This is a genomic window from Leifsonia sp. NPDC102414, from assembly GCF_044765685.1.
Lineage (GTDB): Bacteria > Actinomycetota > Actinomycetes > Actinomycetales > Microbacteriaceae > Leifsonia.
In genome coordinates this window covers 294,688-312,207 of record NZ_JBIWKN010000001.1, presented here as the reverse complement: position 1 = coordinate 312,207, position 17,520 = coordinate 294,688, and the positions used below count along the sequence as shown (strand labels likewise).

Here is a 17,520-nt window from a genome sequence, read left to right as displayed (position 1 = left end):
GTCAGCTCTCCGTCGGCTCCACGATCCGAGCCAGCAGCTCGATCAGCAGCCGCTCGGTGAGCGGTCGCGGCAGCGCCTCGATCAGCGCCAGGAACGGCGCCAGGTCGTCCGGCAAGCGGGCGCCGGAGGTGTCCTCGCTCGCGCCGGCCAGCCCGATCGCCTGGAGAACGCCCCAGGCGGACTCCGCGTCGAGCTGTCCGGCTGCCTGCCCACCCGCGAGCCCCTCCGCGAGCCCGGGCGGAAGTGCCCCCAGGACCGCGGCCGGGTCGACACGCGGCACGCCGCGCACCTCGTCGGCGGATGCGCGCAGCGCCGCCTCCAACTCGTCCACGCGCTCCTCGGTCACCGGGGTGATCGTGAGGTGCGTGGTGTGCGGGAGGCGCGTGCCGTCCGGCTGCACCAGTCCCGGCTGCAACTGCAGGTGCCAGCCGCGGTGCCCTGCCCTGTCCGCCCAGTGGTGCGGGTCGACCCGGCGCTCGGCGGGAACGGACTCGTCGGTGGCGACGGCGAGCAGCGGCCCGACGGGGTCGCCGACGATCCGCAGCCCATCGATGTCGCCGACGATGTCGGCCAGCGCTCTGGTGGCCCTGCGGCAGGACTCCGCGAGCTCGGCGAACCCGCGCGCCCCGAGGGCCTGCACGATCGCCCACGACGCCGCGAGCGCGCCGGCCGACTTGGAGCCGAGCATCGTCGGATTGACCACGGGATAGCCCGGCCAGCCCGTGGTGGCGAAGTACTGCATCCGCTGCCTGTCCCGTCCGCGCTGCAGCAGCACGCTCGCACCCTTCGGCGCATAGCCGAACTTGTGCAGGTCGGCCGAGATGCTGGTCACGCCCGGCACGCGGAAGTCCCAGAGCGGGAGCGGCGAACCGTCCGCGGCCCGCCAGAACGGCAGGATCCAGCCGCCGATGCACGCATCCACATGGCAGGCGATGCCCTCCGCCGCACAGGCCGCTGCGACCTCCTCCACCGGATCGAGGGCCGCGAGCGGATAGCCGGGAGCAGAGACCACGACGAGCGCCACGTCCGGCCCCAGCCTGTCGACGATGGGGGCGGCGTCCACCACCCCGGTCTCCGGATGCACAGAGATCAGTTCCAGCTCCACATCGAAGTAGTGCGCAGCCTTCTGGAACGCCGCGTGCACGGTCACCGGCGCGACCATCCGTGCCCGTCCCGTTCCTCCCGCCGCCCGCCAGACGTCGCGCGCCGTCTTCACCGCGAGGAGGCACGACTCCGTGCCGCCGGAGGTGACGGAGCCCAGCACGTCGTCTGCGCCGTGCAGCAGTTCGCGTGCGAAGCCGAGCACCTCCCGTTCCATCACCGCGACGGACGTGAACGTGGTCGGGTCGAGCCCGTTGACCGGCTGCACCAGCCGCATCGCCTGCGCGGCGAGTTCGTCCACCTCGGCGAGGCCGGAGTCGTAGACGTAGCTCAGCACCCGCCCGCCGTGGGTCGGGGCGTCCGCGGCCTGAGCGCGGCCAGCCGCCCCAGGATCGCCGCCGAGTCAAACGCGACCATCGATGTCCTCCTTGCGCAGGCGATACCGGGAGAGCGGGAGGAGGCTGAGCGCCACGATCCCCGCTGGGACGATGCTGAAGCCGATCACGATGCCGGCGACGGCGCCGGCGGACTGCACGGCCTCGGGATGCGACGTCGTCGTCACGAAGCTGGAGACGTACCCGGTCAGCGCCAGGATGATCGTCAGCACGGTCGCGCCGAGAGCCATCCCCGTCGTCTCCCCCGCCGTCCACATACCGCCGAACGTCCCTGCCCTTCCCGGCCCGTTGCGCGTGGCGTCGTGCGAGATGACGTCGGGCAGCATCGCCATCGGAAGCGACTGCATCCCCGCGTACCCCGCTCCCACCAGCGCGACAGGCGCATACACCCACGCGCCGGGGAACCAGAGCAGCAGCAGCATCGACAGCGCCGCCACCCCGAACAGGATGCTCGCCGCGACGAAACCGCGCTCCTTGCCGATCCGCCGCGACACCACACCCCAGAGCGGCGTCACGATCAGCGCGGGGCCGATCAGCGCGACGAACAGGAACGTCACGGCGTCCTCGGAGTGCAGCACCCAGGTCGCGACGTAGTTCGCGCCGGCCAGCATCAGCCCGGTGGCGAGCCCCTGCAGCAGGAAAGTCAGCAGCAGCGCGCGGAACGGCTGGCTGTCCCTGAGCACCCGTACGCCTGCCGCGTAGTTGGTGCGCAGCGTCGTCAGCACGCCCACTTTCGGCGGCACGACCGTGGCTGCCGGTCCGCGCGGCGCGACGAACGCCGACACGAGCATCCCCGCCCCGATCACCACCCCGGCCACGAGCGCCATCAGGAAGTACCCTGCGAAGCTGTCGTCGCCGCCGAGGGAACGAAGCGCGGGGCCGCCGGCGCCGAACAGCAGGATCGCGAAGGTGAGGACCACGACGCGCCAGGTCAGCAGCCTGGTTCGCTGGTCGTAGCCGGACGCCAGCTCCGCCGGGAGCGCGATGTACGGCACCTGGAACAGGCTGAACGCCGTCGCCGTGAGCAGGAACGCCAGGAACACCCACACGACGGCCAGCGGCTGCGGCGTTCCGACAGGCACGGCGAAGGTCAGCAGGAAGAAGACGGGGAGCGAGACGGCGCCGAGCACCATCATCGGGCGACGGGACCCCCCGACGGCGAGCATCCGGTCGGACCGGGCGCCGATCACAGGGTCGATCACCACATCCCACACCTTGGCGAGCGTCACCACCAGGCCGGCGACGATCGCGGCGACCCCCAGAGAGTCTGTGAGGTAGTAGACGAGGACGAGGCCGGGGAGGGTGGAGAAGCCACCCGTGCCAAGCGAGCCGATGGCGTAGCGGGTGACCGTCGCGCGCGCGACCGTCTGCTCCGTTGCGATCATTCCCGCATCGTATTGGATGCGGGAGCCGCCAGGTGGATTCGGCTCAGGTGGATTCGGTGTCGAACGGCGGGACGGAGCCGGCCTCGAGCTTGCGCTTGCGCTGCGCGTACGCCGACTCTGTCACCGGTTTGATGGCGCTCTCCGTGACCGTGGCTGCGGCGGCGGGGTCGTCGAGCAACGCCTCACGGATGATCCGGCGCGGGTCGTACTGGCGGGGGTCGAGCTTCTTCCAGTCGACCTCGTCGAACTCCGGGCCCATCTCGTCGCGCATCCTGGACTTGGCGCCGTTGGCGAAATCACGGAGCGACCTGGTGAACTTGCCGAGCTTGGCAGCGTAGGTCGGAAGACGTTCGGGACCAAGCAGAAACGCAGCGATCACCGCCACGATGAGCAACTTGTCGAAAGTCAGACCGAACACGAGACAAGGGTATCGCGGTCGCGCCTGCGGTGACGCTGTGCGTCGGAGCCGTATCCTGGGTCGAGAGAGCATCGGGAGCACTGTGTCTGACAAAGATTCGAATTGGAAGTTCGCCGACGACGTCATCGTCGAGAGCGACGTCATCGCGCGCGCACGCCAGCAGTCGCTCGAACTGGGCATCGAGCCGATCGCCCCGAGCATCGGAGCGCAGGCCGCGATCGTGGTCGCAGCGACGGCGGCGGAGAGCATCGTGGAGATCGGCACCGGCGTCGGCGTCTCCGGCCTGTGGCTTCTCACAGGGGGGACGGACGCGCAGCTCACCTCGATCGACGCGGAGGTCGACCACCAGCAGCACGCGCGCGGCTTCTTCACCGAGGCCGGCATCGCATCCAACCGCGTGCGCCTCATCACCGGCAGGGCACTGGAGGTGCTCCCCCGGATGAACGAGAACTCCTACGACATCGTCTTCGTCGACGCCGACCCCGCTTCGGTGATCGAGTACGTCGAGCACGGGCTGCGGCTCGTCCGCCCAGGCGGCACCGTGCTCGTGGCGCACGCCCTGTGGAAGGGACGCGTTGCAGACCCTGCCGCCCGCGACGACGTCGCGACCGGCTTCCGCACACTCATCACAGAGACCGCGGCGTCCGGCGCCGTCATCGCCGCCGTGTCACCGGCCGGAGACGGCCTGCTCCAGCTCACCAAGCTGACGCCCTAGCGCCGCAGCCGTTCGGCCGCTTCGGAGCGCCATGTGCCCCGGAAACGCAGAACGGGCCCCATCGGGGGCCCGTTCTTCGGGTAGTCGTTCGTGTGCGCTAGGAGGTCGTCACGACGCTCGCGAGAGCATCGTGAAGTTCTTTGGCTTCCGCGTCGTTGACGGAGACGACGAGCCGTCCCCCACCTTCGAGCGGCACCCGCACGATAATGAGCCGACCCTCCTTCACAGCCTCCATTGGCCCGTCCCCGGTCCTCGGCTTCATGGCCGCCATGCAGCTCCCCTTTCGTGGATGTTTGTCTATTATCTGTCATCGGGGCGGACGGGTGGAAATCGAATCCACCCGCGTTCGGGGCGGACAGCCGATCACGGCGGCGACCAGTCCGCTCCGTCGACACCCCACGCCACCGCCAGCCAGCCCACCTGCAGCGCGACGAACAGCACCACCATGCCCACGCGGTACACCCTTCTTCGCGGCAGCGCCATCGCGCCGAGCAGCGGGAAGAGGGGCATGAGCAGCCGGAACGTGCTCGACTGCGGGAAGAACACCGCGAGCAGGTAGAGCGCGTACGCCACGATCCAGAACCGCAGGTCGACCCCGAGCCTGCGCACCCCTGGCGAGAACAGGGCGACGGCGAACAGGGCGAGCACGACGACGAGCACCGCGATGCCGAGCCAGCCGGGCAGCCCGAGCATCGTGTTCGACCACCAGTACGCGCCCTGGAACCACGACGAGAACGGCACGAGGTGCTGGTAGCCGATGTATGGAGCGCGCCAGGCGAGCTCGGTGTCGGTGTACGCCGTGATCGAGCCCGTGGCGAGCGCAGCGATGGCCGGCCACGCCAGCCCTGCCAGCCCGCTGAACACCGTCAGCGACACGCTCAGGATGCGGTCTCGTACCGGGAAGGGATCGCGTCGGCGCACCACCCAGCGGTAGATCACGTGCATCCCGAGCGCCAGGGCGAAGGCGAGCCCGCTCGGCCTGGTGAACGCCATGACGGTGACGACGGGGAACAGCCAGCCGTAACGGCGCTCCACCAGGAGCAGCAGCGCGGTGGCGAGCAGCAGCAGGTACAGCGACTCTGCGTACGCGAGCTGGAACAGCGGCGAGACAGGCGAGACGCAGAACAGCACGACGGCGAACAGGCTGGTCGACGCCGACAGGCCGACCCGCAGCATCAGCCGGTAGAACACGAGCGCCGCCCCTGCGCCGCAGAGCACGGACACGGTGACCGCGGCGGGCGCCCAGGGCATCCTGGTCAGGAACATGACAACGTTCACCAGGCCGGGATAGCCCGGCATGAACGCCCAGGCGTTCTCCGTGACGTGGACGCCGTCGACGGTCGGCAGGCTGGACGGGTAGCCGGAGACGGCGACGATGTTGTACCAGAGCCCGTCCCAGATCGTCGCGAACGAGAAGTAGTCGGGATGCGCGCCCGTCCAGGGGTTCTGCCCCTGCACACTCGCGAAGATCAGCAGCAGAACGGTCGAGACGACCCTGCTCGCCGCGTACACGGCCAGGACGGGCACCCACCACCGCGCCCAGGCGCGCCGGACCGGCCCCGCCTGCTGCGGCGCGTCCAGCTCAGCGGCGGGGAGCACCGGTGAGCCAGGCGCGGAGTCCCGCCTCGACGGCCGTGATCTGGTCGACGGCGACGCGCTCGTCGTCGGCATGCGCCTTCAGAGGGTCGCCTGGGCCGTAGTTGACGGCGGGGATGCCCATGGCACTGAACCGCGCCACATCCGTCCAGCCGTACTTCGGCTTGGCCACCCCGCCGACCGCGGCGAGGAACTCCTGCGCGAGCGGGGCATCCAGCCCAGGGCGGGCGCCGTCCGCGCGGTCGACGACGGTGATCTCGTAGTCGCCGAACAGCTCGTGCATGTGCGCGATGGCGTCCTCCGAGCTGCGCGACGGCGCGAAGCGGTAGTTGATGTGCACCATGCATTCGTCGGGGATGATGTTGCCTGCCACCCCGCCGCTGATGCCGACGGCGTTGAGGCCTTCGCGGTACACCAGCCCGTCGACCTCGACCTCACGCGCCTGGTACGCGGCCAGGGTGTCCAGGATGGGCGTCGCCTTGTGGATGGCGTTCTCACCGATCCAGCCGCGTGCGGAGTGCGCGCGCAGGCCGTAGGTGCGGACCTCGACGCGGAGGTTGCCGTTGCAGCCGCCCTCGACGACGCCGTTGCTCGGCTCGCCCAGGATGGCGAAGTCGCCCTCGAACAGGTCCGGCCGGTTGCGGGCGAGGCGGCCGAGGCCGTTGAGGTCGGCGGAGACCTCCTCGTGGTCGTACCACATCCAGGTGATGTCGATGGCGGGGTCGGTGAGCTCCGCGGCGAGCTTGAGCTGCACGGCGGTGCCCGACTTCATGTCCACGGTGCCGCGACCCCAGAGGTACTGGATGCCGTCGATGGTCTCGAACCTGGTGGGGAGGTTGTCGTTCAGCGGGACGGTGTCGATGTGACCGGCGATCACCGCTCGACGGTCCCTGCCGAGGTTGGTGCGGGCGACAACCGTGTCGCCGTCCCTGATGATCTCCAGATGGCCGAGGCCGCTGAGGGCCTCCACGATGGCGTCTGCCAGTTCCTTCTCGTTGCCGGACACCGACTCGATGTCGCAGATCTGGCGGGTGATGTCGATGGACGAGGCGCTGAGGTCGAGGGGCACCCTACTAATCTAGAGCCATGCCCTCCGACGTTTCCTCCGAATCCGCCGCGCCAGCATCCCCCCGCACCGCCTGGGGCTACGGCCTCGCGACCGTCGCGGGCGACGGCACCGTGCTCGACACCTGGTTCCCGGAGCCGCGTCTCGGCTCGATCCCGGCAGGGCGCGACCGCTGGATCGCACCGGCGGAATTCGAGGCGCTGGCCGTCGAGGACGCCCGCCGCAACGTGCGCGTGGACATCGTGACCGTGGAGATCGACCTGGATGCCGCCCCGGCGTCGACCCCGGATGCGTACCTCCGCCTCCACCTGCTCTCCCACCTCCTCGCCGCCCCGAACACCCTCAACCTCGACGGCGTGTTCGGCCACCTGCCGATCGTGGCGTGGACGAACGCCGGCCCGGTGCATCCCGCTGACTTCTCCCGCCTGCGCCCGCAGCTGCAGCGTGCAGGCATCCACGTGACGGGCATCGACAAGTTCCCTCGCCTGCTCGACTACGTCACGCCGGACCGTGTACGCATCGCCGACGCGTCGCGCGTGCGCCTCGGCGCGCACCTCGCGCCCGGCACGACGGTGATGCACGAGGGCTTCGTGAACTTCAACGCAGGTACGCTCGGCACCTCGATGGTCGAGGGCCGCATCTCGCAGGGCGTCGTGGTCGGCGACGGCTCGGACATCGGCGGCGGCGCATCCATCATGGGGACGCTGAGCGGCGGAGGCACGCAGCGCGTGGCGATCGGCGAGCGCGCCCTGCTCGGAGCGAACTCCGGCATCGGCATCTCGATCGGCGACGACACGGTGGTCGAGGCAGGGCTTTACGTGACGGCGGGCACCAAGGTGGTCGTCGTCGGCGACGCCCCCACCGCGGACGGCGCGCCGCGCACGGTCAAGGCGGTCGAGCTGTCCGGCGTGCCCGGCCTGCTCTTCCGCCGCAACTCCCTCACCGGCGCCGTCGAGGTCCTCCGTCGCGCCGGCGGCGGCATCGAGCTCAACGCCGCCCTGCACGCCTAGAGCCCTCGCTCCCGCTCTCTCCTTCCCCACTCCCCCTCCCGAATCTCCTTCCGAACGGAGATCGGGGGCGACACCCCCAGGAATCTCCTTCCGAACGGAGTTCTCGGCGACGTGTCGCCCGAGATCTCCTGCGTTGGGCTTGAGCAGGAACTCCGGCGCAACACGCCGCCGGTTCGTCCGTCCGAACGGAGAAACCCGGCGCAGCGAGCGGGTTCTCCTTCCGAACGGAGAACCGGGCGCGCGGCACGGTTCTCCGTTCGGACGGAAGCTCGGGACGGATCAGACCAGGGCGATGACGGAGGCGGGGTCTGCGACGATCCTGCCGATGTCGGCGATGAAGCGGGCGGCCTGCTCCCCGTCGACCACGCGGTGGTCGAACGAGAGGGCGAGCGTCAGCACGTCGCGCAGCGCGATGTCGCCGCGGTGCTCCCACGGCTGGCGTCGCACGGCGCCGACCGCGAGGATCGCCGCCTCGCCCGGCGTCAGGATCGGCGTGCCGGCGTCCACTCCGAACACGCCGACGTTGGTGATGGTGATCGTTCCGCCCGACATCGCCTCCGGACTGGTGCGTCCCGCCCGCGCCGTCTCCGCCAGGCTCCGGATGCTCGCGGCCAGGTCACCGAGGCCGAGTGCGTCCGCATCCCGGATCGTCGGCACGACCAGCCCGCGCGGCGTCGCCGCGGCGATCCCGAGATTCACGTAGCCGAACTGCACGATCTCCTGCGCAGCGTCGTCCCAGCTGGCGTTGACCTCCGGCGTTCGGCGCACGGCGATGCAGAGCGCCTTCGCGATCACCGTGAGCAGGCCGGGGCGGCGCTCCTGGGTGTCCGTCCCAGCACGAAGCCGGTCGAGCAGCTCCATCGTCGGGGTGGCGTCGACCGTCAGGAAGACGGTGGCCTGCGGTGTGGTGAAAGCGCTCCGCACCATCGCGTCTGCCGTCGCCTTGCGCACGCCCTTGATCGGGATGCGCGTCTCCCGCGCCCCCGGCACCGCAGAGGGCGTCTCCGCGGACGTTGCCAGGTGTGCGGCGGGCGCGGCGGGCGCAGCCAGGAACGCCTCCACGTCGTGGCGCGTCACCAGCCCCCGCTCCCCCGTCCCAGGGATGCTCGCCAGGTCGACGCCGCGCTCGCGAGCCAGCTTGCGCACGGGCGGCGTCGCCCGTGGGCGCTCACCAGCGACCGTGTGCCGTTTCGTCTCCGTCTGAACGGAGACGGTCACGATTCCGGGGCGGGCGCGTCGCTGCGGCCTCGTGGCCGAGTCGGCCTTCGCCCCATACCCGACGAGGTTCGGTTCCGGCGCGTCTGCCGTGGCAGCCGCATCCACTGCCGGCGCGACCTCTGGCCGCTCGGCCGCAGGCTCCTCCGCCGTCTCCTCCGCCGCTCCGACCTCGAACGCCACGATCCGCTCGCCGACAGCGACGGTCACGCCGGGCTCCACGAACAGCTGCGACACCCGGCCCTCGTACGGGGCCGGCAGCTCCACGAGCGCCTTCGCGGTCTCCACCTCTGCGATGATCTGGTTGAGCTGCACCGTGTCGCCGACCGCGACCTTCCAGCTCACCAGCTCCGACTCTGTCAGTCCCTCGCCCAGGTCGGGCAGGGCGAACTCCTTGACGGTCACAGCTCCTCCACCCCGGTCAGCGAGTTCGGGCGATCCATCGCGCGGTCGACACCGTCCAGGATGCGGTCGAGGTCGGGCAGGTGCGCGCCCTCCAGCTTCGCGGCCGGGTACGGGATGTCGTGCCCTGTCACGCGCACAGGGGCGTGCTCCAGGTAGTAGAAGCAGCGCTCCGTGATGGAGGCGGCGATCTCCGCGCCCATCCCGCCGGACAGCGCAGCCTCGTGCGAGATCACGAGGCGGCCGGTCTTCCGCACAGACTCTGCGACTGTGTCGACGTCGAGCGGAGAGAGCGAGCGCAGGTCGATCACCTCGACGGACAGGCCGTCGTCGGAGGCCGCAGCGGCCGCATCCCGTGCCGTCTGCACCAGCCCGCCGTACGTGACGAGCGTCAGGTCGTCGCCGGGGACCACGACGCGCGCCGTGCCCATGGGGCGGGCGTCCGCCAGGGCTGCGGTCTCGTCGACCTCGCCCTTGACGTGGTAGCGGCGCTTCGGCTCGAAGTAGAGCACGGGGTCGTCGGAGGCGATGGCCTGCTGGATGAGGGTGTATGCGTCCTCCGGGCTCGACGGGCTCACGACGCGCAGGCCGGCGGCGTGCGCGAAGTAGGCCTCCGGCGAGTCGGAGTGGTGCTCAGCAGCCCCGATCCCTCCGGCGAACGGCACGCGGATCGTGATCGGCATCCGCACAGCGCCTGCCGTGCGGTAGTGCATCCGCGCCACCTGGCTGACGATCTGGTCGAACGCCGGGTAGATGAACCCGTCGAACTGGATCTCCACCACCGGGCGGTAGCCGCGGTACGCCATCCCGACGGCTGTGCCCAGGATGCCGGACTCCGCGAGCGGCGAGTCCATCACCCTGCGCGGGCCGAACTCGGTCTGCAGGCCGTCCGTCACACGGTAGACGCCGCCGAGGGTTCCGATGTCCTCGCCCATCAGCACCACGTGCTCGTCGCCTGCCAGCGCAGCGCGGAGACCGGCGTTGATGGCTTTCGCCATCGTGAGGGTGGTCATCGCCCGTCACCTCCGACGAACGTTCTGAGGTAGCGCGAGTAGTGATCGCGCTGGCGGGCGATGCCGGTGTGCGCTTCCGCATACACGTTGTCGAACACGGTCATCGGGTCGGGGTCGGGTAGCGAAACGCAGCCGGCGCGCAGCTCGGCGGCGACACGGTCCGCCTTCGCGGCGACCTGCTCCTCCCGGTCGGCGGAGAGCGCACCTTGCCTGCTGAGGTACGCGCCGACCCGGGCGATCGGGTCTTTCACCTTCCACTGCTCCAGCTCGGCCGGGTCGCGGTAGCGGGTGGGGTCGTCAGCGGTGGTGTGCGGGCCCATCCGGTATGTGACGGCCTCGATGAAGGTCGGGCCGCCGCCGGTCCGCGCCCGCTCGAGGGCCGACCGCATCACCGCGAGCACGGCGAGCACGTCGTTGCCGTCCACCCGCACACTCGGGATGCCGAAGCCGGGAGCGCGCTCGGCGATCGGCCGCTGCGCCTGCAGGGAGACAGGCTCGGAGATCGCGTACTGGTTGTTCTGGCAGAAGAAGATGACGGGAGCGGCGTATGTTGCGGCGAAGATCATGGCCTCGTTCACGTCGCCCTCGCTGGTCGCGCCATCCCCGAAGTAGGCGACGGCGACCGCGTCCGTTCCGTCCGCCTGGATCCCGAGGGCGTATCCGGTGGCGTGCAGCGTCTGAGCGCCGATGATGACCTGCGGGGTCGCCATGTTGATGTCGTACGGGTTCCAGCCGGACTGCGCTGTGCCGCGCCAGACCCGCACCAGGTCGGTGAGCTGAGCGCCGCGGCAGTATGCGACGCCGTTCTCCCGGTAGCTGGAGAACACGAAGTCGTCGGAGCGGAGGGCGCGACCGGAGCCGATCTGCGCGGCCTCCTGACCGAGCAGCGGCGGCCACAGGCCGAGCTCACCCTGACGCTGCAGGGCGGTGGCCTCTGTGTCGATGCGGCGGATGACGACCATGTCCTCGTAGAACGAGAGGAGCTGCTCGTCGCCGATGTCCGAGATCCAGGCGTCGTACCGATCGTCGCTCAACCGCATCCCGTCGGGAGTCAGGAGCTGTACGGTGTCGATGCCGCCGAGACGGAGCTCGCCGAGGTGCACATCGTCCATCCGGCCGTCGTCGTCTGACATCCGGATGCCTGGTTGATTGTCGATCGTCACGGTTCACGCAACCTTCACTCTCACGTCCGGCCCTCGCGCTTGTGGCGCCATGAACCGGCTTCCGGCCTCCTTGCCGGAATTACCGGGAACGTTACGCTTTCGGGTCACCCCGCACAACCATCGGCGTGTCGACCGTGCACAGTGCACCATCCCGGCGTGTCGCCGCGTGCTAGCGTTCACACTATGCGCACTATCGACAGCACCGACCGACGCATCCTCGTGGCCATCGCGGAGGACCCGAGGGCGACCAATGTCTCCCTCGCCGACCGGCTCGGGCTGAGCCGCAACACGGTGCAGTCCCGCGTGGCAGAACTGGAGCGCTCCGGGGTGTTCCTGTCGTTCGACAGACGCATCAGCGCGCTTGCCGCCGGCTATCCGCTCGCGGCGTTCGTGACGGTGCACGTGCATCAGCAGAAGCTCGCGTCGATCGTCGAACAGCTCGCCACCATCCCGGAGATCGTGTCGGCGCACGGGCTGTCCGGCCCGTCCGATCTGCTCGTGCGGGTGGTCTGCACGGACGCGGAGGACCTCTTCCGCATCACGGGCGCCATCCAGGCCGCGGACGGCGTCGAGCGCGCGGAGACCGCCCTCGACATGGGCGAGCTCATCCCGTACCGCCTGCACCCCCTCCTCGCCCGCGACGCCGCCAAATAATCGAGTCCGAAGTTGTTCACGCCCTAACCCGGCGTGTCGCATGAATAGCTTCGGACTCGACTTTTTTGGGGCGGGGACGACGAAGGCCGCCCCGACGGAGTCGGGACGGCCTTCGTCGGGAACGGGACTACTCGCCTTCGGCGGGAGCCGTGGGGCCCTCGCTGGCGGCGTCGCGGCCGTGCGTGTCCGCGTCGTCGGCCTCGGCGAGCACCGGGGCGAGCGACAGCTTGCCGCGGTCGTCGATCTTGGTGATCTCCACCAGGATCTTCTGGCCGACACCGAGCACGTCCTCGACGTTCTCGACGCGCTTGCCACCGGCGAGCTTGCGCACCTCGGAGATGTGCAGCAGGCCGTCCTTGCCAGGAAGGAGCGAGACGAACGCACCGAACGCGGCGATCTTGACGACGGTTCCGAGGAACTGCTCGCCGACCTCCGGGTTGGTGGGGTTCGCGATCGCGTTCACCTGGGCACGGGCTGCCTCGGCAGACGGGCCGTCGACGGCGCCGATGTAGACGGTGCCGTCCTCCTCGATGGAGATGTCGGCGCCGGTCTCGTCCTGGATGGCGTTGATCGTCTTGCCCTTCGGGCCGATCAGCTCGCCGATCTTGTCGACGGGGATCTGGACCGAGATCACGCGGGGCGCGGTCGGGGCCATCTCGTCCGGCTGGTCGATGGCGGCGTTCAGCACGCTCAGGATGGTCGTGCGAGCATCCTTCGCCTGCTTCAGCGCACCGGCGAGCACCGCGGAGGGGATGCCGTCGAGCTTGGTGTCGAGCTGGATCGCCGTGACGAACTCGCTCGTGCCTGCGACCTTGAAGTCCATGTCGCCGAGGGCGTCTTCCGCACCGAGGATGTCGGTGAGGGCCGCGTACCTGGTCTCACCGTCGACCGTGTCGGAGATGAGGCCCATCGCGATGCCTGCGACAGGGGCGCGCAGCGGCACACCGGCGTTCAGCAGCGACAGGGTGGATGCGCAGACGGAGCCCATCGACGTCGAGCCGTTGGAGCCGAGAGCCTCGGACACCTGACGGATCGCGTACGGGAACTCGTCGCGGCTCGGCAGCACCGGCACGAGCGCGCGCTCGGCGAGGAAGCCGTGCCCGATCTCGCGACGCTTCGGCGAACCGACGCGACCGGTCTCACCGGTCGAGTACGGCGGGAAGTTGTAGTGGTGCAGGTAGCGCTTCTTGGTGACGGGCGACAGCGAGTCGATCTGCTGCTCCATCTTGAGCATGTTCAGCGTGGTGACGCCCAGGATCTGGGTCTCTCCGCGCTGGAAGATCGCCGAACCGTGGACGCGCGGGATGACCTGCACCTCTGCGTCGAGCGGACGGATGTCGGTCAGGCCACGGCCGTCGATGCGGATGCCCTCGCGGAGGACGCGTCCGCGCATGACGACCTTGGAGACCGACTTGTACGCCGCGGAGAACTGCGTGAGCGTCTCTGCGGGGAGCACACCGGCTTCGACCTTCTCGGTCAGGGCGACCTTGACGCGCTCCTTGAGGGCGTCGTCGGCGTTCTGGCGCTGGATCTTGTCGGCGATCTGGTAGACGTTGACGAGCTCGTCGTATGCGAGGCCGGCGACGTTGTCGTAGGTCTCCTGCGTGTACGGCAGGAACACCGGGTAGTCTGCGATGTCCTTCGCCGCCTGCTCCGCGACGACGTTCTGCGCGGCGACGAGCTGCTTGAGGAACGGCTTCGCGGCCTCGAGGCCCTGTGCGACGACCTCTTCGTTCGGCTTGGTGGCGCCGCCCTGGATGAGGTTCCAGCTGCCCTCGGTGGCCTCGGCCTCGACCATCATGATCGCGACGTCTTCCTGGCCGTTCTTGTCGGTGATCACGCGACCGGCGACGACGATGTCGAAGACGGCCTCCTCGAGCTGCGACGCCTTCGGGAACGCGATCCACTGGTCTTCAGCTGCACCGTTGCCGGGGATGAGCGCGAGGCGCACCGCGGCGATCGGGCCGCTGAACGGCAGGCCGGAGATCTGGGTCGACATGGATGCGGCGTTGATCGCCAGAGCGTCGTAGAACTCGTCGGGGGCGATGCTCAGGACGGTGATGACGATCTGGACCTCGTTGCGCAGGCCGTCGACGAACGACGGACGCAGAGGCCGGTCGATCAGACGGCAGACGAGGATCGCCTCGGTGGAGGGGCGGCCCTCACGACGGAAGAACGAGCCGGGGATCTTGCCTGCTGCGTACGAACGCTCTTCGACGTCGACGGTCAGCGGGAAGAAGTCGAAGTTGTCCTTCGGGTGCTTGCTGGCGCTGGTCGCGCTCAGCAGCATGGTCTCCTCGTCGAGGTAGGCGGCGACGGCGCCCTGTGCCTGCTGTGCGAGGCGTCCGGTTTCGAACCGGACCGTGCGGGTGCCGAAGCGTCCATTGTCCAGGACTGCTTCGGCGAACTTGATTTCGGGACCTTCCAAGAGGTCTTTCTCCTTTGTTTTACGTCGTCGCCCCGTATGGGCGGCGACTCCTCCATCGGAGCAGGGGAACAGGCAGATCGACACGGAAGTCCTCCGTGTACGTGCGGCTTCCTGCGCACAGGTGGCATCGGCTGTCGTGTGACGTCGAGTGCCTGCGCGCGGTTCTGTGCCCGTCTGGCCATCAGTAGAAATACACGGTTGCGCGATGCGTGCATCCGGATACCACCACCGAGGACCAGCTCCTGCCAGCCTGCTCCGTTTGGTACTCAGTATTGAGTTGCGGTCGGCATACAGCCAACCGCAAGAATCCTAGCAGGTCAGCCCGTCAATCCGGCGGGAAGCGCGAGTGTGGCGCGCGCGGCGTCCGCGAGGGCGTCGCCGTAGGACGGCCCGTACGACGCCGCGTGCACCGCCAATGGATGCAGCTGGTGCAGCGGGATGCGGTCCCGCCAGCCGGCGCGCAGCGGGGCGGCGGCGGCGTAGCCCGCGGTGATCTCGTCCAGGTGCGGGGCGCCGAAGAGGGCGAGCATCGCGAGGTCGGTCTCGCGGTGACCCCCGTGGGCGGCCGGGTCGATGAGGATGCCGCCGCGCGCATCCCACAGCAGGTTGCCGTTCCACAGATCGCCGTGGATGCGCGCAGGCGGCTCCCCGTCGTCTAGCTCGCCGGAGGAGATCCGGTCGACGGCCGCACTGATCACCGGGAGCTGCGATGCCGCGACCCCTCCAGCGTCCACCGCGCTGTCGAGGTACGGCTGGATGCGGTCGCGGGCATAGAACCGTCCCCACGACGCCTCCTCCGCGGAGGGCAGTGGACGCTTGCCGATGTAGAGCGGGCCGTCCCAGCCGTCCGGTGGCGCGCCGAACGCCGCTGCGCCCGCCGCGTGCGTCACCGCGAGCGCCGCGCCGAACGCGCGGGCAGCATCCCCGGACGGGCGGCCGCCGCCGACGCGCTCCAGCACGATCCGGCCGGGGGCGACCTCCACGACGGCAACCACTCGTGCGCCTCCGGATGCTGTCGCGTCGCCCAGCCAGCGCAGCCCTGCCGCCTCTGCCTCGAAGAACTGCTCAGGCGCATCCGGTCTGGACTTCTCGACGGTCTCGGGGCTCATCCCCCGAACATACTCGCGGGTCGCGACGGGGATCGGGACCCGGTCGCGACCCGCGAACCTGCGGCGGCTCAGTCGCCCTGGAACCCGCCGATCATGGAGGCGAAGTCGCCGTCGAGTGCGAACGGGTCCTTCAGCTGCGCCGACCGGTCCGAGGCGCTGACCAGCGCCGCGAGCTCCCCCGCCGCGCGCTCGATGCGATCCGGAAGAGCCTTCACGGTGTCCGCCCCGCTCCCCCAGTCCGCCGACGCCGCATAGACGGAGGTCGGCACGACCACGCTGTGCAGGTAGGTGAACATCGGACGCATGGCGTAGTCGAGTGCGAGCGAGTGGCGGTCGGTGCCGCCTGTCGCGCCGATCAGCACGGGCATCCCGTCCAACGCGGTCGGGTCGAGGATGTCGAAGAACGACTTGAACATCCCGCTGTAGCTCGTGGTGAAGATCGGCGTCACCGCGATCAGGCCGTCCGCTCCCGTCACCGTCTCGATGACGTCGGCGAGGGCGGGGCTGGGGAATCCGGCGAGCAGGTTGTTGGTCACGTCCTTCGCAACATCGCGCAGCTCGATCGTGGTCACCTCGACCTCGATGCCCTGCTCTTCGAGCCTGCGCACCGTCGCCTCCGCGAGCCGGTCGGCCAGGAGCCGGGACGACGACGGCTGGCTGAGGCCGGCGGAGACGACGGCGAGCTTACGGGTGGTCATCACTTCACCCCCGAAACAGTGGATGCGCCGTCGGCGGCTGCCGCGTCCGCGTCGGCGACGAGCTCAGCGGCGTCGCGGTCTGCGACCATCGCGGCGTGGGTGGGGCCGTCCGGCACGTGCGCAGGGCGGTCCTTCGCGAACTCCGTGCGGAGCACGGGCACGACCTCGCCACCGAGGATGTCGAGCTGCTCCAGGACGGTCTTCAGCGGGAGACCGGCGTGGTCGAGCAGCCAGAGCTGGCGCTGGTAGTCGCCGACGTAGTCGCGGAAGCCGAGCGTGCGGTCGATGACCTCCTGCGGGCTGCCGACGGTCAGCGGCGTCTGCGAGGTGAACTCCTCCAGAGTCGGGCCGTGGCCGTACACCGGCGCGTTGTCGAAGTACGGACGGAACTCGGCCACCGCATCCTGCGAGTTCTTGCGCATGAAGACCTGACCGCCGAGGCCGACGATCGCCTGGTCGGGCGTGCCGTGACCGTAGTGCTCGAAGCGCTGGCGGTAGAGCGCCACCATCTGCTGGGTGTGCGATGCCGGCCAGAAGATGTGGTTCGCGAAGAAGCCGTCGCCGTAGTACGCGGCCTGCTCGGCGATCTCCGGGCTGCGGATGCTGCCGTGCCAGACGAACGGGGGCACGTCGTCGAGCGGACGCGGGGTGGACTGGAAGCCCTGGAGCGGGGTGCGGAACTTGCCATCCCAGTCCACGAAGTCCTCTGTCCACAGCCGGCGCAGCAGCGCGTACTTCTCGAGTGCGAGCGGGATGCCCTGGCGGATGTCCTCGCCGAACCACGGGTACACGGGGCCGGTGTTGCCTCGGCCGAGCGTGAGGTCCATCCTGCCGCCGGACAGGTGCTGCAGCATCGCGTACTCCTCGGCGATGCGCACAGGGTCGTTGGTGGTGATCAGCGTCGTGGCGGTCGACAGGATGATGCGGCTGGTCTTGGCGGCGAGGTAGCTGTTGATGGCGACAGGGCTCGACGGGAAGAACGGCGGGTTGTGGTGCTCACCCATCGCGAAGACGTCGAGGCCGACCTCTTCCGCGTGCTGGGCGATCGTGAGGACGTCCTGCAGACGCGAGGCGTCGGTCGGCGTCTGACCGGTGGTGGGGTCGGTGGTGATGTCGCCGACACTGAAGATTCCGAACTGCATTTCCGCTGCT

16 protein-coding genes are annotated in these 17,520 nt (G+C 69.6%); 3 read left to right on the top strand and 13 right to left on the bottom strand.

Annotated elements, in window-relative coordinates; translation table 11 throughout:
• Position 1 precedes the first annotated feature (1 nt).
• From ACIRCZ_RS01435 to ACIRCZ_RS01425, 3 genes are all read right to left on the bottom strand, one after another.
• Positions 2-1,438 (bottom strand): pyridoxal phosphate-dependent decarboxylase family protein, encoded by a 1,437-nt coding sequence (locus ACIRCZ_RS01435; protein WP_402848846.1) that lies wholly within the window; start codon positions 1,436-1,438, stop codon positions 2-4.
• A 66-nt stretch (positions 1,439-1,504) separates the two neighbouring features.
• Positions 1,505-2,881 carry an MFS transporter gene (locus ACIRCZ_RS01430; RefSeq protein WP_402848843.1) on the bottom strand — a complete coding sequence of 459 codons (1,377 nt, stop codon included), beginning with the start codon at positions 2,879-2,881 and terminating at the stop codon, positions 1,505-1,507.
• Positions 2,882-2,924: 43 nt separating this feature from the next.
• Positions 2,925-3,299, bottom strand: a complete 375-nt coding sequence (locus ACIRCZ_RS01425; RefSeq protein WP_055892466.1) for a twin-arginine translocase TatA/TatE family subunit — start codon at positions 3,297-3,299, stop codon at positions 2,925-2,927.
• Positions 3,300-3,381: 82 nt separating this feature from the next.
• Here ACIRCZ_RS01425 and ACIRCZ_RS01420 point away from each other — a divergent pair, with 82 nt between their 5' ends.
• Positions 3,382-4,014 carry an O-methyltransferase gene (locus ACIRCZ_RS01420; protein WP_055892463.1) on the top strand — a complete coding sequence of 211 codons (633 nt, stop codon included), beginning with the start codon at positions 3,382-3,384 and terminating at the stop codon, positions 4,012-4,014.
• A gap of 97 nt (positions 4,015-4,111) precedes the next feature.
• Here ACIRCZ_RS01420 and ACIRCZ_RS01415 read toward each other — a convergent pair whose 3' ends face one another.
• From ACIRCZ_RS01415 to dapE, 3 genes are all read right to left on the bottom strand, one after another.
• Positions 4,112-4,285 (bottom strand): DUF3117 domain-containing protein, encoded by a 174-nt coding sequence (locus ACIRCZ_RS01415; protein ID WP_082581279.1) that lies wholly within the window; start codon positions 4,283-4,285, stop codon positions 4,112-4,114.
• A gap of 92 nt (positions 4,286-4,377) precedes the next feature.
• Positions 4,378-5,613 (bottom strand): hypothetical protein, encoded by a 1,236-nt coding sequence (locus tag ACIRCZ_RS01410; RefSeq protein ID WP_402848837.1) that lies wholly within the window; start codon positions 5,611-5,613, stop codon positions 4,378-4,380.
• Entirely contained in the window at positions 5,597-6,679 is a 1,083-nt protein-coding gene (dapE, locus tag ACIRCZ_RS01405) for a succinyl-diaminopimelate desuccinylase (RefSeq protein ID WP_055892456.1), read from the bottom strand. The genes ACIRCZ_RS01410 and dapE overlap by 17 nt, the downstream gene beginning before the upstream one ends.
• Positions 6,680-6,696: 17 nt before the next feature.
• On the opposite strand from dapE, the gene dapD reads away from it, so the two are divergent.
• The gene (gene dapD / locus ACIRCZ_RS01400; RefSeq protein ID WP_402848833.1) at positions 6,697-7,686 is read left to right on the top strand and encodes a 2,3,4,5-tetrahydropyridine-2,6-dicarboxylate N-succinyltransferase; all 990 of its coding nucleotides are present in this window, start codon (positions 6,697-6,699) and stop codon (positions 7,684-7,686) included.
• Positions 7,687-7,965: 279 nt separating this feature from the next.
• On the opposite strand, the gene ACIRCZ_RS01395 is transcribed toward dapD, so the two are convergent.
• The 3 genes from ACIRCZ_RS01395 to pdhA are packed head-to-tail and all read right to left on the bottom strand — an operon-like array spanning position 7,966 to position 11,428.
• Complete coding sequence (locus tag ACIRCZ_RS01395; RefSeq protein WP_402848831.1) at positions 7,966-9,306, bottom strand: dihydrolipoamide acetyltransferase family protein; 1,341 nt, start codon at positions 9,304-9,306, stop codon at positions 7,966-7,968.
• The gene (locus ACIRCZ_RS01390) at positions 9,303-10,316 is read right to left on the bottom strand and encodes an alpha-ketoacid dehydrogenase subunit beta (protein WP_402848828.1); all 1,014 of its coding nucleotides are present in this window, start codon (positions 10,314-10,316) and stop codon (positions 9,303-9,305) included. Before ACIRCZ_RS01390 ends, ACIRCZ_RS01395 begins: the two co-directional genes overlap by 4 nt.
• Entirely contained in the window at positions 10,313-11,428 is a 1,116-nt protein-coding gene (pdhA, locus tag ACIRCZ_RS01385) for a pyruvate dehydrogenase (acetyl-transferring) E1 component subunit alpha (protein ID WP_402851602.1), read from the bottom strand. Before pdhA ends, ACIRCZ_RS01390 begins: the two co-directional genes overlap by 4 nt.
• 234 nt (positions 11,429-11,662) lie before the next feature.
• Between pdhA and ACIRCZ_RS01380 the strand changes: the two genes are divergently transcribed.
• Complete coding sequence (locus tag ACIRCZ_RS01380; protein WP_055892441.1) at positions 11,663-12,133, top strand: Lrp/AsnC family transcriptional regulator; 471 nt, start codon at positions 11,663-11,665, stop codon at positions 12,131-12,133.
• A gap of 127 nt (positions 12,134-12,260) precedes the next feature.
• Here ACIRCZ_RS01380 and ACIRCZ_RS01375 read toward each other — a convergent pair whose 3' ends face one another.
• From ACIRCZ_RS01375 to ACIRCZ_RS01360, 4 genes are all read right to left on the bottom strand, one after another.
• Complete coding sequence (locus ACIRCZ_RS01375; RefSeq protein ID WP_055892438.1) at positions 12,261-14,561, bottom strand: polyribonucleotide nucleotidyltransferase; 2,301 nt, start codon at positions 14,559-14,561, stop codon at positions 12,261-12,263.
• Between the two features lie 317 nt (positions 14,562-14,878).
• Positions 14,879-15,670 (bottom strand): fructosamine kinase family protein, encoded by a 792-nt coding sequence (locus ACIRCZ_RS01370; RefSeq protein WP_402848823.1) that lies wholly within the window; start codon positions 15,668-15,670, stop codon positions 14,879-14,881.
• 68 nt (positions 15,671-15,738) lie between these two features.
• Complete coding sequence (locus ACIRCZ_RS01365; protein WP_055892430.1) at positions 15,739-16,368, bottom strand: FMN reductase; 630 nt, start codon at positions 16,366-16,368, stop codon at positions 15,739-15,741.
• Positions 16,368-17,510, bottom strand: coding sequence for an LLM class flavin-dependent oxidoreductase (locus tag ACIRCZ_RS01360; protein WP_402848819.1), 1,143 nt, complete (start codon positions 17,508-17,510; stop codon positions 16,368-16,370). Before ACIRCZ_RS01360 ends, ACIRCZ_RS01365 begins: the two co-directional genes overlap by 1 nt.
• Positions 17,511-17,520 lie beyond the last annotated feature (10 nt).

Excerpts from the sequence above, each read along its gene's own strand:
- ACIRCZ_RS01430 (WP_402848843.1), bottom strand. The coding sequence starts at position 2,881 with ATGATCGCAACGGAGCAGACGGTCGCGCGCGCGACGGTCACCCGCTAC.
- ACIRCZ_RS01415 (WP_082581279.1), bottom strand. The coding sequence starts at position 4,285 with ATGGCGGCCATGAAGCCGAGGACCGGGGACGGGCCAATGGAGGCTGTG.
- dapD (WP_402848833.1), top strand. The coding sequence starts at position 6,697 with ATGCCCTCCGACGTTTCCTCCGAATCCGCCGCGCCAGCATCCCCCCGC.
- ACIRCZ_RS01390 (WP_402848828.1), bottom strand. The coding sequence starts at position 10,316 with ATGACCACCCTCACGATGGCGAAAGCCATCAACGCCGGTCTCCGCGCT.
- pdhA (WP_402851602.1), bottom strand. The coding sequence starts at position 11,428 with ATGGACGATGTGCACCTCGGCGAGCTCCGTCTCGGCGGCATCGACACC.
- ACIRCZ_RS01380 (WP_055892441.1), top strand. The coding sequence starts at position 11,663 with ATGCGCACTATCGACAGCACCGACCGACGCATCCTCGTGGCCATCGCG.
- ACIRCZ_RS01370 (WP_402848823.1), bottom strand. The coding sequence starts at position 15,670 with ATGAGCCCCGAGACCGTCGAGAAGTCCAGACCGGATGCGCCTGAGCAG.
- ACIRCZ_RS01365 (WP_055892430.1), bottom strand. The coding sequence starts at position 16,368 with ATGACCACCCGTAAGCTCGCCGTCGTCTCCGCCGGCCTCAGCCAGCCG.
- ACIRCZ_RS01360 (WP_402848819.1), bottom strand. The coding sequence starts at position 17,510 with ATGCAGTTCGGAATCTTCAGTGTCGGCGACATCACCACCGACCCCACC.